At 64.0% G+C, this 16,613-nt stretch carries 11 protein-coding genes; 6 read left to right on the forward strand and 5 right to left on the reverse strand.

Annotated elements, in window-relative coordinates:
* Positions 1–153 precede the first annotated feature (153 nt).
* Genes IPP28_07885 through gshB form a run of 5 tightly spaced genes read right to left on the reverse strand, consistent with a single transcriptional unit; the run spans position 154 to position 3,924 of the window.
* Positions 154–1,077, reverse strand: coding sequence for an aspartate carbamoyltransferase catalytic subunit (locus tag IPP28_07885; protein ID MBL0040950.1), 924 nt, complete (start codon positions 1,075–1,077; stop codon positions 154–156).
* Positions 1,074–1,523 (reverse strand): Holliday junction resolvase RuvX, encoded by a 450-nt coding sequence (gene ruvX, locus IPP28_07890; protein MBL0040951.1) that lies wholly within the window; start codon positions 1,521–1,523, stop codon positions 1,074–1,076. The genes IPP28_07885 and ruvX overlap by 4 nt, the downstream gene beginning before the upstream one ends.
* Positions 1,516–2,082, reverse strand: coding sequence for a YqgE/AlgH family protein (locus IPP28_07895; GenBank protein MBL0040952.1), 567 nt, complete (start codon positions 2,080–2,082; stop codon positions 1,516–1,518). The genes ruvX and IPP28_07895 overlap by 8 nt, the downstream gene beginning before the upstream one ends.
* 40 nt (positions 2,083–2,122) lie before the next feature.
* Positions 2,123–2,938, reverse strand: coding sequence for an energy transducer TonB (locus IPP28_07900; GenBank protein ID MBL0040953.1), 816 nt, complete (start codon positions 2,936–2,938; stop codon positions 2,123–2,125).
* 41 nt (positions 2,939–2,979) lie between these two features.
* Positions 2,980–3,924, reverse strand: coding sequence for a glutathione synthase (gshB, locus tag IPP28_07905; GenBank protein MBL0040954.1), 945 nt, complete (start codon positions 3,922–3,924; stop codon positions 2,980–2,982).
* A 244-nt stretch (positions 3,925–4,168) separates the two neighbouring features.
* Here gshB and pilG point away from each other — a divergent pair, with 244 nt between their 5' ends.
* Genes pilG through IPP28_07935 form a run of 6 tightly spaced genes read left to right on the forward strand, consistent with a single transcriptional unit; the run spans position 4,169 to position 16,613 of the window.
* Positions 4,169–4,573: a twitching motility response regulator PilG gene (gene pilG, locus IPP28_07910; GenBank protein MBL0040955.1), complete on the forward strand. Its 405-nt coding sequence runs from the start codon at positions 4,169–4,171 to the stop codon at positions 4,571–4,573.
* A 58-nt stretch (positions 4,574–4,631) separates the two neighbouring features.
* Positions 4,632–5,180: a purine-binding chemotaxis protein CheW gene (locus IPP28_07915; GenBank protein MBL0040956.1), complete on the forward strand. Its 549-nt coding sequence runs from the start codon at positions 4,632–4,634 to the stop codon at positions 5,178–5,180.
* A gap of 12 nt (positions 5,181–5,192) precedes the next feature.
* On the forward strand, positions 5,193–7,226 hold the full coding sequence (locus IPP28_07920) for a type IV pili methyl-accepting chemotaxis transducer N-terminal domain-containing protein (GenBank protein MBL0040957.1): 2,034 nt from the start codon (positions 5,193–5,195) through the stop codon (positions 7,224–7,226).
* 60 nt (positions 7,227–7,286) lie between these two features.
* A complete protein-coding gene (locus IPP28_07925; GenBank protein ID MBL0040958.1) occupies positions 7,287–8,111 on the forward strand; it encodes a protein-glutamate O-methyltransferase CheR in 825 nt (274 codons plus the stop codon).
* An 8-nt stretch (positions 8,112–8,119) separates the two neighbouring features.
* The gene (locus IPP28_07930; GenBank protein MBL0040959.1) at positions 8,120–14,500 is read left to right on the forward strand and encodes an Hpt domain-containing protein; all 6,381 of its coding nucleotides are present in this window, start codon (positions 8,120–8,122) and stop codon (positions 14,498–14,500) included.
* Positions 14,487–16,613, forward strand: coding sequence for a chemotaxis protein CheB (locus tag IPP28_07935; protein MBL0040960.1), 2,127 nt, complete (start codon positions 14,487–14,489; stop codon positions 16,611–16,613). The genes IPP28_07930 and IPP28_07935 overlap by 14 nt, the downstream gene beginning before the upstream one ends.

The raw sequence follows: 16,613 nt of genomic DNA on the forward strand, positions 1-16,613 counted from the left end.
GAATCTTCGACGGGGAACTGGCGGGAGGTCACGATGCGCGGGCCCTGAATTGCCCGACACGGTAGCGCGCCGCCGAACCGGCGATCATGAGGAATTGTCCGCAGCGTCCGGTGGTGACGATGGTTTGCAGCAGCGCACGGGCGATCCTGTTCATCAGCCCGCGGCGCCGGCGAGTGTGGCCATCACGGCCATGCGGATGGCAACACCGTTCGAGACCTGTTCGAGGATGCGCGACTGCGCACCGTCGGCGACCGCATCGGCGATCTCGACATTGCGGTTGATCGGCCCCGGATGCATCACGATGGCCTGCGGATGAGCACGCCGCAAGCGGGCTTCGTCCAGGCCCCAGTCGCGGAAATAGTCGGCATCGGACGCGATCAACGCGTGCTGCATGCGTTCCTTCTGCAGGCGCAGCATGATCACCACGTCGGCATCGCGTACCGCGTCATCGATGCGATGGTGCACGATGCAACCGGGCAAGGCATCACGGCCGGGCAACAGGGCCTCCGGTCCGGCCACCCGCAACTCGCCAATGCCGAGTGTTTGCAGGGCCTGGATGTCGGAGCGCGCGACGCGCGAGTGCAGGATGTCGCCGATGATGGCGACACGGCGATTCGCCAGGTCGGGCTTGTGGCGCAGGATCGTGTAGGCATCGAGAAGTCCCTGGGTCGGGTGCGCGTGGTTGCCATCGCCGGCATTGATGATCGAGACGCCCTCGGCCGCCTGCTCCGCGAGGAAACCCGGCGTGCCGTTTTCCTTGTGGCGCACCACGAATTGTTCGCAGCCCATCGCCTCGAGATTGCGCAAGGTGTCGAGCAGGGTCTCGCCTTTCTGGGTCGAGGAATGTTCGATGTCGAAGGGAACCACTTGCGCGCCGAGACGCATGGCCGCGAGCTCGAAGCTGACCCGGGTGCGCGTCGATGGCTCGAAGAACAGGTTCACCACCGTGCGTCCGGCCAATACTTGCGGCCGATCCGATTCGCGCAGGCTATCGGCGAGCGCGAACAGCGTTTGCATCTCCGCGCGCGACATCTCGGCGAGGGTGATCAGGTGGCGTCGGGGCGTTGCAGCGTTCATGCGGTGCTGGACTCGGTCTGCGGCTGGCTCAGCCATTGTTCGACGATGCGCCGCGCAGCCTGCGCGTCCAGCATCGCTGCGTCCTTGCGACGCGCGAGACCGGCTCGCCGCGCCGCCGCGAATTCGGCATCGGCCGCCCGCGAGGTGAAGCGTTCGTCGGCGAAATGCACCGGCAGGCGATAGCGCCCTTCCAGCGCGTTCGCATAGGCGCGCGCGGCGTGGGTCATCGGTTGCTCCTGGCCGTCGCGGGCAAGCGGCAATCCGACAATCAGGGCGTCCGGGCGCCAGGTCTTCAGCAGCGCATCGCAGGCCATCCAGTCGGGGCCGCTGTCGGCGTTGCGCAGCACGGCGACGGCACTGGCCGTGCCGGTGATGCGCTGACCGACCGCGACGCCGATGCGACGCAGGCCGAAGTCGAATCCGAGCACGATCGTGGCTTCAGGCATGTCCAGCGGTTCCGGACAGCATGTGGATATCGACGCCGAGCAGGCGCGCCGAGGCATCCCAGCGCTTCTCGATCGGCGTCTCGAACAGGATGTCGTTGTCGCGCGGCTCGGCGGTCAGCCAGGCATTGTCGCGCATCTCCTGTTCGAGCTGGCCGGCCGACCAGCCGGCATAGCCGAGCAAGACGAGGTAGCGCTTCGGGCCGTGACCGGCCGCGATCGCCTGAAGCACGTCCCTGGAGGTGGTCACCATCAGGTCGTCGCCGATGCTCGCGCTCGACTCCCAAGGCTGGCCGGGTTCGTGCAGGACGAAGCCACGCTCCATCTGCACCGGCCCGCCGAGCAATACGCGCTGGTCGGCGATCTCGGGTGGCGTGCGGGTGACACCCACCTGTCGCATCACTTCGCCGAGGCGCCAGTCGGACGGACGATTGACGGTCAGTCCCATCGCGCCCTCCTCATTGTGCTGACAGATCAGGGTGACGCCGCGCGCGAAGTTCGGGTCTTCGAGCGCAGGCATCGCGATCAGCAGGTGTCTGGACAAGTAGCGGGACGAGGACATGGCGCGATTGTAATGGGCGCGGCGTTCCCGATGTGCGTCGTCATTTCCCGGTGACGCTGCCATCCAGGAATTGCCAGGTCCGGGTGATATGCAGCACATCGATGCCTTCATCGCTGGCGGGCAGCGGTGAAAACGGTGCGCCGAGTTCGACGATGCGGATCGCTGCCTGATCCAGGATCTCTGAGCCCGAGGACTGGATCAGGTCGATCCGTTCGACCGAGCCGTCGCGCTTGACCGCGACGGTCAGCACCAGGCTGTTGTGCACCTGCCGACGCCGCGCTTCATCGGGATAATTCAGATTGCCGATGCGTTCGATTTTCGCGACCCAGGCGCGCATGTAGGCGGCATAGGCGTATTCCCGCGTGCTGGCCGAAATGAATTTGCGCTTCGGGCGTTTTGCATAGGCTTCGGTCTGGCGTTCGAGTTCCGCCGCAAGCTTGGCCATCTCGAGACTGTGCTCGATCAGCTCCCGCGCGCTGACCTGGGGCACGTCGGGCGTTTCCGGCTGTGCGTCATCGACACGCTGGACCTGGAAGTCCTTGGCACTGCCGCGCAGCACCGGTTGCGGCGTCGCTTTCTGCGGCTTGGGTGCCCCCGCGCGTTGCGGTGCCGGTGCCAAGCCGTCGGTCGCTTTCGGAATCGGACTGGTGACCGGTTGGCGCGGGCGCTTCGATTCTTCGGATTCGCCGCCGCCCTGCTGCGAGGCATTGGCGAGGAAGTCGGCCTTGTCCGGTTTGGTCGCGGCGGCCGACTGCACGAGGATCACGTCGAGGCTGGGCAGGTAGGCAGCCGGGTCCTCGTAGTCGAAGGTGACGCCGAGGATCACGATGGCATGCAGGATCGCCGAGAACAGCAGGGTGACGCGCAGGCGCTCCTCGGGGCCGATGCGGTGCTGGCTCACGCGAGCTTGCTCTCGATGGCATCGAACAGCATTGCGCCAATGTCGGTACCGGCCTGGGCGTCGATATCGACGATGCCGGTCGGGCTGGTGACGTTGATTTCGGTCAACCAGTCGCCGATCACATCAAGTCCGACGAAGATCAGGCCGCGACGGCGCAGCTCAGGACCGACCTGGGTGCAAATCCAGCGATCGCGCTCGCTCAGCGGTTGGGCGACACCTCGGCCGCCGCGTGCCAGATTGCCGCGGAAGTCATCACCGCCCGGAATGCGAGCAAGGCAGAACGGCACCGGTTCGCCATCGATCATGAGGATGCGCTTGTCGCCCGCGTTGATCTCGGGAATGAATCGTTGTGCCAGTGCGAACTGGCGGCCGTTGTCGGTGAGCGTCTCGAGAATGACATTCAGATTCGGGTCGCCGCGGTGGCTGCGAAAGATCGAGCGTCCGGCCATGCCGTCGATCGGTTTAAGCACGCATTGATCGTGCTCGGCGACGAACTCGCGCAAGTGCGCTGCGTCGCGCGCGACCAGGGTCGGCGGGCAGCATTGCGGGAACTCGAGCGCGAACAGCTTCTCGTTGCAGTCGCGCAGGGCCTGCGGGTGATTCACCAGCAGCGGCCTGGGTTCGCGCGCCATGCTGGCCCAGAGCTGGTCATGCAGGAAGGCGGTATCGACCGGCGGATCCTTGCGCAACATCAGCACGTCGAGTTCGTCCAGACGAAGGATTCGGCGTTCGCCGGCGCTGAACCAGGGGTCGTTGCCGGCAAGCACCTGCAGGGACTGGAAGCGCGCCGACGCGCCGCCCGGCGCCAAAACCAGGTCGGATTGGCCGCAGACGAGGATCTCGTGCCCGCGCCGGCTTGCGGCGCGCAGCATCGCAACCGTGGAATCCTTGGCCGGCCGGATCCGTCCGGGCGGGTCCATCAGCACGCCGATCTTGCGCATGGGTCGGAAACTTCGCTCTTGGGTGGGAGGGCACGCCGCAGGGTTTCGATGCAAGCGCGCAACTGTGTCAGTTTCACGCATGATACCCTTTTTCAACAAGCCATTAGAGTCTTTACTTGACAGGTTTCTCTACGTTGGCTAAACACCATTCAATGAGGTTCGGCACCGCAGTAGTGTGCTTTCCAGCACATTCGACAGGCAACGAACAGGCATCACGTTGGACCCAAAGACTCCCGGGGGTCGCATGGACGAGCAAGGTAAGGAAGGTTCCCTCGCCGGTTTGAAGGTGATGGTCATCGATGATTCGAAGACCATTCGCCGCACTGCCGAGACATTGCTGAAGAAGGAAGGTTGCGACGTCGTGACGGCGACGGATGGTTTCGAGGCTCTGTCGAAGATCTCCGACCAGCAGCCGCAAATCATCTTCGTCGACATCATGATGCCGCGCCTCGATGGCTATCAGACCTGCGCGTTGATCAAGAACAATCAGATGTTCAAGGGCGTGCCGGTGATCATGCTGTCCTCGAAGGACGGTCTGTTCGACAAGGCCCGTGGCCGCATCGTCGGTTCCGAGCAGTACCTGACCAAGCCCTTCACCCGCGAGGAATTGCTGGGTGCGATTCGGCGCCACGTCGACTTGAAGGGCTGACGCCTGTCGCAGGGGGATGCGATGACTCTGGACAGCATTAGCGAGACGTGAGGAACGAATGAGCGAATCCGCACCACCGATGGGCCCATTCGACATGCTGCTCGACTACGAGCATCGAAGTCTTGCCCATGTCGCCGGTTTGCCGGAACAGATCGATGCGCCGGGCCTTTGGCGCGGCATCGCGTTTCGTGTCGCCGGCAAACTGATGGTCAGCAGCATCATCGAGATCAACGAAATCCTGACCTATCCGACGCTCACCTTCGTGCCCGGAACCCGGCCATGGTTGCTCGGAGTCGCGAACGTGCGCGGCAACCTGGTGCCGGTGGTCGACCTGCGCGGTTTCGTCGAGGGCGAGAAGAACACCCACAACGAGCGTTCGCGGGTTCTGGTCGTGAAACAGCAGGGCGGAAGCGTCGGCCTGCTGGTCGACGAAGTGCTCGGGCAGCGCAGTTTTGTGGACGAGAATGAAGTGGTCGGTGCCATCGAGGACGACGAGCGCTATCGGCGCTACGTTCCGAAGCAGTTCGATCTTGGGGGCGTCCGGTATCTGAGCTTCAGCGTGCATGCGCTGGTTCGGAATCGGGAATTTGTTCAGGCAGCGGCGTAAGAGGAACCATCAATGAGCACAACGTCAGCCAATACCGGTTCGCGATTCGGCGGATCCGCATTCTGGGGCCTGATGGCCTTCCTCAGCCTGCTCGCACTGCTTGCGAACGTGGGATGGCGCTTCTACAAGGACAACCAGGAGCGCGCCGCGATCGTCTACACCACCGACCTCCAGGTGCTGTCGCAGCAGATCTCCAAGTTCGCGACCGAAGCGGCGGCCGGTAACCTCGAAGCCTTCGAGGAACTGAAGACGACCCGCACCAACATCGAGACCCGCGTGAACGGTCTGATGAAGGGCGATCCGAAGACCGGCATTCCCGGATACCAGAACGATTCGGATGCGGTGAAGATTCCGTTGAACAAGCTCAACGAGGACTGGCAGCCGATCAACAACGCTGCGAACACGATTCTTTCGCGCCAGGAACTCGTGCTCGATATCACCGACACGGCCCAGGAGTTTTCGGCGGCGATCCCGCAGCTGACCAGCAAGGTCGACGAATTGTTCTCGGTGCTGCGCGATTCTGGCGCGTCCGGCATCCAGATCTACCAGGCCAGTCGCCAGATGCTGCTGGCCGACCGAATGCTGCGTCGCGTGTCCGACATTCTGCGTGGTGGCGATCAGGCGATCTCCGCAGCCGACCAGTTCGCCCGTGACGCCCAGATCTATGGCCGTGTGCTCGATGCGTGGTTGCAGGGTGATGCCGGCATCGGCATCCCGGCACTGACCAATCCTGCTGCCCGCAGCATTGCCACCGACGTGCAGGCGCTTTACGGCGGCATTCGCGAGAACGTCGACAAGATCCAGAGCGCATCGACCGATTTGTTCGAAGTGACCGAAGCCGCGGACAACATCTTCCTGGCCTCCGGACAGTTGCTCGATTCCAGCAAGAACATGGCGACCGGCCTCGGCAAGTTGCCGGCGCAGCGCATGTTCGGCAACGACATCGTCTCGCTGATCATCGGTGGCCTGACCCTGTTCTTCGCCGCACTCGCCGGTCTCTCCCAGTACGGCGCCACGCGCCGCCAGCTGCAGAGCACGGCCGACCTGAACCAGCGTAATCAGGAAGCCATTCTGCGCTTGCTGGACGAAATGGGATCGCTGGCAGAAGGCGATCTGACGGTGAAGGCGACGGTGACCGAGGACATTACCGGCGCGATCGCGGACTCGGTGAACTTCGCGGTGGAAGCGCTGCGCTCGCTGGTGACGACCATCAATGAAACCGCGGTGCAGGTGGCAGCGGCCGCACAGGAAACGCAGGCGACCGCCATGCACCTCGCGGAAGCAGCGGAACATCAGGCGCAGCAGATCACTTCGGCTTCGGCAGCCATCAACGAAATCGCGGTATCGATCGACGAAGTGTCGAAGAACTCCGCCGAATCAGCCGACGTGGCGCAACGCTCCGTGGCCATCGCCGGCAAGGGCGCGGCGATCGTGCGTCAGACGATTCAAGGCATGGACAACATTCGCGATCAGATCCAGGAAACCTCGAAGCGCATCAAGCGCCTCGGTGAATCCACGCAGGAAATCGGATCGATCGTCGAACTGATCAACGACATCGCCGAACAGACGAACATTCTCGCGCTGAACGCCGCCATTCAAGCGGCCTCGGCCGGTGAGGCCGGTCGCGGATTCGCGGTCGTCGCGGACGAAGTGCAACGACTCGCAGAACGCTCCGGTGGTGCGACCAAGCGAATTGAAACGCTGGTGCAAACCATTCAGGCCGATACCAACGAAGCCGTGTCGTCGATGGAACAGACGACGTCGGAAGTGGTCGCGGGTGCCCGCCTCGCCGAAGACGCGGGCCTCGCGCTGGGCGAAATCGAGAAGGTCTCGAACGACCTTGCGGACTTGATTCAGAACATTTCGGAAGCGGCGCGGCAGCAGTCTGCTGCAGCGACGAATATTTCGGCGACGATGAACGTGATTCAGGAAATCACCACGCAGACGTCTGCCGGTGCCTCGCAAACGGCGGAATCGATCGGAAACCTGGCACAGCTCGCGGCTGACCTGCGCCGATCGGTCGCCGACTTCAAGCTGCCGGGCTGACGGAAGTAGTCGATGGTGACCACTGCACCCGCCAGGAACCCCTTTTCGCCCATGCCGAGCATGGGTGATGAGGAGTTCGTGCGTTGGGTGGACCTGCTGCAGCGCAGGACCGGTGTCGTGGTGCCGCCCGACCGCAAGACATTTCTCGTGACTGGATTGCGCATGCGCATGCGCGAAACCGGCTACGCCAGCTTCGATACCTATTTCGATCAGGTCTTGAATGGCGCACGTGGCGCAATCGAATGGGCGACCCTGGTCGACCGGTTGACCGTGCACGAGACACGGTTCTTCCGTCATTCGCCGTCACTCGACTTGATCGCCGAGGAATGGCTGCCCCAGCACATGAAACAGCATCCGGGCGCGTCGGTCCACGCGTGGAGTGTCGGTTGTGCCACCGGCGAAGAAGCCTATTCGCTGGCGATGACGCTGGATCACAAGCTGCGCGCGCTCGATGCCAGCAAGGTGTATTTCGGCGTCACCGCGACCGACATCAGCAACCCTGCGCTCGCGGTCGGCCGGTCCGGCCTGTATCCACGCGAACGACTGGCCGAGCTGCCCGAGGCCTTTCGTTCCGTTTATGCCGTGGCCGAGGGCAAGGACTCTTTTCAGATCGTGGAATCACTGCGCAAACGCGTCGGTTTCGCGGCCTTCAACCTGCTCGACGTGGCGCGTTCGCCACTCAAGAAGCTCGACCTGATCTACTGCCAAAACGTGCTGATCTACTTCGCCCGCGAGCGCCGCAAAGCATTGCTCGATGCGCTTGCCGATCTGCTCAAGCCCGGTGGCCTCCTGGTCCTTGGACCTGGTGAGGTGCTCGGATTTGCCAATCCCCAGCTGACACGGATCGGTGGGCGCCAGACCTTGGCGTACTGCCGGAACGGGTGAGGTTGCGTATGCGTCTGCAACAAGATATCGATTTCACCACCCTCAATTGGGTCAAGCAGGAACTCGACGAAACGCTCAAGCAGGCGCGCCAGGCGCTTGAGGCGTATGTCGACGATCCCGCCGACTCCAGCCTGATGCGGTTCTGCGCCACCTACCTGCATCAGGTGCAGGGCACCTTGCGCATGGTCGAGTTGTATGGCGCCGCCATGGTCGTCGAGGAGATGGAACGCGTCGCGCAGGGCCTGCTCGACGATGCCATCCGCAACAAGAACGATGCCTACGAAGTGCTGATGCGCGGCATCGTGCAGCTGCCCGACTATCTCGAGCGATTGCAGGGCGGTCACAAGGACATCCCGATTGTCCTGTTGCCGCTGCTGAACGATTTGCGGGCCTGCCGCGGCGAAAAGCTGCTGAGTGAGGGTGTGCTGTTCTCGCCCGACTTGTCGGTGTCGATGCCGGCCAGTGCCGCGGGTCCCGACAAACCCTTGCCGGACGCAGAGCTCAAGCCAGTTGCATCGCGGCTGCGCACCAATTACCAGATGGCCTTGGTGAAGTGGTTGCGCGACCAGACATCGAATGTTGCTGCCGCCGGTCTGATGAATGCGCTGGATGGCCTGCGCAGCATCACGTTCCACGAGGAAGGTCGACGGTTGTGGTGGGTGGCTGGCGGCCTGCTCGATGGCGTGCGCAATGGCTTGGTCGACGCCAATCAGGCGGTCAAGCTGCTGTTCGGACGCGTGGATCGTGAAATCAAGCGCCTCGCCGATGCCGGCGAACAGTCGTTCAAGGCCGAGCCGCCGCGCGACCTGGTCAAGAACCTGCTTTATTACGCAGCACACGCCCGTGGTTCCGACGGTCGCGTGGGTGAATTGAAGCGAACCTACAAGCTCGAGATGCTGCTGCCGAGCGACAAGGAAATCGAACACGCGCGTGGCACGCTCAGTGGTCGCAACAAGGCGCTGCTCGACACGGTGTCGACCGCGATCAAGGAAGACCTCATGCGCGTCAAGGACGCGCTCGATCTCTATCTGCGTACCGCGAACGCGAACCCCGCCGATCTCGGTGCGCAGTCGGAAGTGCTGGATCGCGCAGCCGATACGCTCGGCATGCTCGGTCTCGGTGTGCCGCGTCGCGTCATCCTGGAGCAGCGCGACAGCCTGAACGCGATCGTCAGTGGCACCAAGCCGGCCGAAGAAGGCGCCTTGCTCGACATCGCTGGTGCCCTGCTGTTCGTCGATGCATCGCTGGACGACAACATCGATCGCCTCGGTGCGACGGCCGAAGAGCCGGCACCCAAGCTCGACGGTGCCAGCACGATGGAGCTGCCGCAGGTCGAGGTGCGCAAGATCCTCGAAGCGTTGATGAAGGAAGTCCAGGCCAACCTCACACAGGTCAAGCAGGACATCGTCGCTTTCATCGAATCGGGTTGGCAGCACGAAAAAGCCGAATCGATCCCGCGCCTTTTCGACGAGATCGGCGGTGCGATGCGCATGGTTCAGCTCGGTGAGGCGAGCGACCTGCTCGCTGCAATGGGCAAGTTCATCGATGTGGAAGTGCTGCGCCGCAAGCGCGTGCCGACGGCCGACCAGATGGATCGATTGGCCGATGCCGTGGCCAGTATCGAGTATTACCTCGAGGCCACGCATGCCCAGCGTGCCGGGCGCGAGAAGATCCTCGATGTGACCCGTGAAAGCCTGGAGGATCTGGGCTATTGGCCGATGCCGGCCGACGAGCCGGAAGCAGCTGCCGACGCCACCGTCGAGATGGCGACGCTTCCGCTCGAGGCGACGGCGCCAGTCGCGCCGGAGGCAGCGAGCGACACCATGTTGACGTCGATCAGCCTGCCCGGAGCGGCCGAGGTCGATCAGTTCGTCGCGAATATCGATACCGGCAAGTCCGGCATGGATTACGTCGAGACCGTGCCATCGGTCGAGCCGGTCGTGCCAGAGATGCGCACGGTCGTCGAGATCGCGCCGGGCCGCGGCGTGGAAGACCTGGTCGTCGGCACAGCGCCGACGCCGCCCGAGTCTCCGCCGTCGCAGGACGTCGCGGGCCTCAAGTTTGCCGATGCCGTCAGCGGTGCCCAGGCCTTGCAGGCGGCCTCCGCCAGTGGCAGCGATGCCGAAAGCGAAGAAGTCGAATACGAATACGACTGGATCGAGGAAGACCGCGAAGTCATCGAAGAGGCTCCGGTCGCCGACGGCGGCGCCTTCCAGGCCGTGCCTTCGGACGACATCGACGAGGAAATCCGTGAAGTCTTCCTTGAAGAAGTGCAGGAAGAGGTCGAAAACCTCAATCGCAGTTTGCCGGACTGGAAGAACAACACCGCCGACTTCGAGCGCTTGAAGCCGGTACGCCGCTCGTTCCACACGATGAAGGGCAGCGGTCGACTGGTCGGCGCCATGGCGCTCGGCGAATTCAGCTGGAAGGTCGAGAACATGCTGAATCGGGTGCTCGACAAGAGCATCGCGATCTCGCCAGCAGTCATCGACTTGCTCGAGCAGGCAGTGGCGGCCTTGCCGGCGCTGCTCGCGGCCTTGCGCGGCGAGCAACTGCGTGGTGTTGATATTCCGCAGATCATCGAAGTGGCCGAGAAACTCTCGGCAGGCGAAGAGGCCTGGGTGCGCCCGGCCGAGCCGGTGAAGCGCATCGAGAAGGTTCGCGTGCAGGTCAAGCGCGTGAAGCCGAAGCCGGTGGTCGTTGCGCCCCCGCCGTCTCCGATCGTCGAAGCCCCGATTGAACTGACCGAGTCTTTCGACATTCACGCCGACGACATCCATACCGAATCGGCGCAGGAACCGGAGCACGTGGCATTCGTGGCCACGCCGATCGCGCAGCATTCGGTCGATCCGATGATGCTGGAGATCTTGCGCAGCGAAGTCGCGACACATTTGCAGGCAGTGCGTGCCTATCTGACCGAATGTCGTGCGAGTGGTGCGGGGCAGCCGGTCTCGGAGTCCCTGTTGCGCGCGGTACACACGATGCATGGCGCGGTGGCGATGGTCGATCTGCCAGCAGTCGGGCCGCTGTTGGCGCCGCTCGAAGGCTATTTCAAGCGCTTGCGCGGCGCTGGAGAAGCACCGACCCTGGCCGGTGTCGACGCCGTGGAAGAGACGGCATCGATCATCGAGCAGGTCGTTGCAGGGGCGGATCAGCCGGAATTCGTCGCACCCGATACTGCGGTGCTGGCTGAACAGCTGATTCGGTTCCGCAATGGCCTGCCCGAGCCAGACAGCGTGCTCGGTGTCTTCAATGTCAGCGTCGACGAAGAGGAATCGGCGGTTGCGGTCGATCCGTCCGATGCCGATGAAACGACTGAATTCGCGGCTGCGGCCCTGGTGTCGGATGCCGGGTCGATCGAGGCGTCCGTGTCGCCGCAGGACGACAACATCGAGTTGACCGAGCTGGCGGGCGACGATGCCTGGACCTGGGACGACACGGCGGAATCGTCAGCGCTTCCGGAGATCACGCTGGACGAATCGACGTTCGCGGCCGAATCGACCGATGAATCCATGCCGATGCCGACTGCAGATGTGGTCGTCGAAGAGATTTCCCTCGACAGCGCGCCGGTGATGGCCGACGAGGCGCCGGTTCTGGAAGTCGAGGATGCCGATCTCGCCTATCGCGACGACCTGCCGGAGGTGGCGGCAGTGGCCGCGATGGCCGTACCGGACGCGGCGGTTGCAGATCCGGCAGACAGTGGATTCGTCGCGCTTGAGGACTGGTCGATCGAACAGGCCTTCGCAGATGCCTCGTCCGAGCCGGCGTTGCCGGAACTCGGCGACGAAGTGTCGACTCCGGATGAATTGATGCTGGTGGCGTCGGCGTCGACTCCGATGCCTGCGGAAGCAGCGGCCAACGCGTTCGTCGATGTGCCAGCGCCAGTCGCGGCAGCTGCGGCACACGATGTCATGTACGTTCAAGTGGAGCCCGACCAGAATCCGGAAGGATCGCTGGAACTCCCGGACATGGACGAGGACCTGCTCGAGATCTTCGTGCAGGAAGGTGGCGATATCCTCGATGCCGCCGACACGATGATGGCCCGCTTGCGTGAACAGCCGCACGAGCGCGAGATCGTGAGCGGACTGCAGCGCGAATTGCACACTCTGAAAGGCGGCTCGCGCATGGCCGGCCTGGCGCCGATCGGCGACCTCAGCCATGCCATGGAAGCGTTGCTGGAACTGGTTTCGGACGGCCGTCGTTCGATGGATCGTGTGTCGCTGGAATCGCTGGAGCGCGGTTTCGATCGACTGCATCAGCTGGTGCAGCGTGTCGCAAAACGCCAGGCCATCGGCATGCCGGTCAACGTGATCGCACGCTTCGATGCCTTGGTGGCCGGCGAGGAGATTCCGACCATCGGCGGCGCATCGGTCGCAGTCGAAACCGCCGCGGCCGCCATCGAGCCTGCGGTCGCCCCGACCCAGGCGGCGCCTGCGGTCGAAGCATCGCCAGCACCCGTCGCAACTACGCCCGCGCCTGCACCGCGCGCGATGCGCGAGATGGTCGAGGAAGTGGAAGAGGCTGGTCGGGTCGCGCAGGAAATGATCCGTGTCCGCTCCGATCTGCTCGACAATCTCGTCAACTATGCCGGCGAAGTGTCGATCTACCGCTCGCGTCTCGAGCAGCAGATGGGCACGTTCCGCTTCAACTTGCAGGAACTCGATCAAACGGTGACGCGTCTGCGCGAGCAGCTGCGCAAGCTCGAAATCGAGACTGAAGCCCAGATCATCGCGCGCTATCAGCGCGAGCACGAGACCGCGGACGCGGAATTCGACCCGCTCGAGCTCGATCGCTTCTCGACCTTGCAGCAGTTGTCCCGCGCGCTGGCCGAGTCGGTATCCGACTTGGCGGCCTTGCAAAGCGCACTGGACGATTTGACGCGCCAGGCGGAAACCCTGCTGCTGCAGCAGTCGCGTGTCAGTTCCGATCTTCAGGAAGGCCTCATGCGCACGCGCATGGTGCCGTTCGACTCGGTGGTGCCGCGATTGCGTCGCCTGATGCGTCAGACCGCCGGTGAACTCGGCAAGCGCGCCCAGCTGCGCGTCGAGGGTGCACAGGGTGAAATGGATCGCAACGTCCTCGATCGAATGACTGCGCCGCTCGAACACATGCTGCGCAATTCGCTCGCGCACGGCATCGAGTTGCCCGGTGATCGCGCCGACGTCGGCAAGAACGAGGAAGGTACCGTCAACATCGCGATTTCTCGCGAGGCGACGGAAGTCGTGATCCGTGTGACCGATGACGGGCGAGGCATGGACCGCGACGCGATCCGTCGCAAGGCGATCGAGCGCGGCTTGATGAAGCCGGATGCGCAGTTGTCCGACCGCGACCTGTTCGGCTTCGTGCTCGAAACCGGCTTCTCCACCGCGGAAACGGTCAGCAAGATCGCTGGTCGCGGCGTCGGCATGGACGTCGTGCATTCCGAGATCAAGCAGCTCGGTGGATCCCTGTCGATCGACTCGACGCGCGGCAAGGGTTCGCAGTTCACGGTGCGTCTGCCCTTCACGCTGGCGGTGACGCAGGCGATTCTGGTGCGGCTCGGCGAGCATTTGTTCGCAGTGCCGATGTCGTCGGTGCAGGGCGTGGTCCGGATCCGACGCGAAGACCTCGATGCGCGCATGCACCAGCCGAACCCGAGCTACAGCTATGGTGGTGACGACTACACCATCTATGAAATGCACGACCTGCTCGGCACCGTGTCGCACCGCGCCACCGATGATGCGCAGGTGCCGCTGCTGATGATCCGTTCCGGCGACCAGCGCGCTGCCGTGCGTGTGGATGCCGTGCTCGGCAGCCGCGAAGTCGTGGTCAAGTCGGTTGGCCCGCAGATCAGCTCGGTGCCGGGCATTTTCGGCGCCACCATCATGGGCGATGGTTCCGTGGTGATGATCCTCGACATGGCGCCGCTGGTTCGCAAGGTCGCGGCGCTGCGCCAGACCGTCATCGACGAACAGGGCCAGGAAGTGCCCTACCTGCCGGTGCAGACGCCGGTCGTGGCCGAACGCCGCCAGCCACTGGTCATGGTGGTCGACGACTCGATCACGATGCGCAAGGTCACCAGCCGCGTGCTCGAACGCAACGACATCGAGGTCACCACGGCGAAAGACGGTCTCGACGCCGTCGAGAAGATCCAGGACCGCATCCCGGACCTGGTGCTGCTCGATATCGAAATGCCGCGCATGGACGGTTACGAGTTCGCGACGTACATGCGCAACGACCCGCGCCTGAAGGCGGTTCCGATCATCATGATCACGTCGCGTACCGGTGAGAAGCACCGCCAGCGCGCGATGGAAATCGGCGTCGATCGTTACCTTGGCAAGCCCTATCAGGAAGCCGATTTGCTGCGTAATGTCGACGAGATCCTGAGGTTGACCCGTGCCGTCCACTGACACCCATGTCGAAGTCGCGGTTGGCCTGATCTATCCGTCGGGCGACCTGCACACGCACCTGCGCGATGCGCTGCGCGACCTTGGCGCGAGCATCGTCTACGAGACCGAGACCGCGAAATTCGACCGCGCCGCGCTGGATCGTGCGGGCGCACAGGTCGTGATCGTGAACCTCGATCCCGACGCCGACCAGCAAATCGATGCGATCGACGACCTCCTGGTGGACGACCACCTCAAGGTGGTGTTCAACGATGGCGAGGTGACGAGCAGGCTTTCCGGCTACGACTTGGCGCGTTGGGCACGCCACCTGGCGGCGAAGATCGTCGGGGATGCCGAACTGCTGCCGCCGCGGCCGGCGGGTGCGGAAGCGGTGCCGGTGCGCAGCATGCCCCAGCATGCGTTGACCACCTCGAGCATGCCCAAGTCGCTGGATGTGCCGGCCGTCAGCGACCAATCGATGCGCGACGCGACGGACCAGATCGCCAATGCGTTGGCGTCGTTCGACATGCACACGACCAAGCTGGAAGCGAAGAACGCACCGGCGCCGGCGGTGTCCGATCTGGACGATCTGCTGTGCGATTTCGGTCTCTCTCCTTCGGCCGAGAACGCCGCCACGTCCGTCACCACCAGCGACGATTCAAATCCTTTTGCCGACCTCGGGCTCGCGCTCGATTTCGATGCGGAAACGCCCGCGCCCGCGCTACCTTCCACGCCGGTCGTCGCGTCCAGCGGGAGTCCGATCGCGGACGAACTGCTGGCCTTTGCCGATCTCAATTTCGACGAACCCGAACCGGCCAAGGATGTTCCGGCCGGTCTTGACGACTTGCTGGCGAGTCAGCCGCGTGCGGATGCAGTCAAGCCCGCGCCGGCACCCAAGTCAGCCGCATCCTCGCTGCAGACGCCTGCGGAATCGGCGCAGCGCAAGAGCCTGCTCGAAGGATTGTCGCTGTCGCTGGAGCCGCAGGATGACACGCCGGCGCCCGTGGCCGCGGCTGTTCCTGCCGCGGCAGCGGCGGTGGATTTTCCGTTCGATCTCGATGACCTGATGCTCGAGCCGCTGGACGATGGCGCAACGCCCGCGCCGCCGGCCGTTCCCGCATCGCCGAAGCCCGCGGCGGTCGTTCCCACGGTCGTGGCCAGTCCGTTCGACGACCTCGGGCTGGCGCTGGAGCCGATGGGAGGCGATGACGCGCCCGTCGCGCCCCTCTCCCCATCGACCTCATCGCTGAAACCGGCGCCGGCCGCAGCGCCGCCGCAGCCCCAGACGCCATCGGCATCGCCATTCGATGACCTTGATTTCTCGCTGGACGATATTCCCAGTGGTGGCATTTCGGGCGCAGCTGCAGAAGCCGAGCCGGCCACCGCCGACGATTTCAGCTTCACGCTCGACGATACCGTCGAGTTGTCGTTCGACGACTTGAGCAAGGATGCAGCCACCTCTTCGTCCAGATCGGCCGAAGAAGATGATTTCATGCGCGAGTTTGCGGCGATGACGGCGGCTCCGGCGACTTCGGAACGTACCCCGACTCCCCAGGTCGCCGCCGGCGCGTTGGCGCGTGTGTGGGTACTCGGTGCTTCGATCGGTGGGCCGGATGCCGTGCGCGAATTCCTCGCGGCCCTCCCGCCGTCGGTCGGCGCCGTGTTCGTGCTGGCCCAGCACATGGGTGCAGACTTCGTCGACCTGATGGTGGCGCAGTTGCAGAAAGCGACACGCATGCCCGTCGCGATTGCGGAATCCGGCATGCGCACGGGTCACGGTCAAGTCCTGGTCGTGCCCATCGCGGAGCGCATGTTGCTGGATCCGTCCGGCGAGGTGAAAGTGGTCGCGCTGGACGACATTTCGCCTTACAGCCCGTCGATCGACCGCGTCTTGATCGATGTCGCCGACCGCTTCGGTGCCGCAGCCGGCGCCATCATCTTCAGCGGCATGGCCCACGATGCCATCGAAGGCGCCAAGCACATGGCCGCGAAGGGCGGCCAGATCTGGGTACAGGACCCGTCCACCTGCGTCGTCAGTTCGATGATCGACGGCGCAATGGAAGCGGGCATCGTCGGTTTCATCGGAACGCCGGCCGCGCTCGCGGCCGAGTTCGCGCGCCGTTTCGGCAAGGCCTGA

This window comes from Lysobacterales bacterium (genome assembly GCA_016721845.1).
GTDB lineage: Bacteria > Pseudomonadota > Gammaproteobacteria > Xanthomonadales > Ahniellaceae > JADKHK01.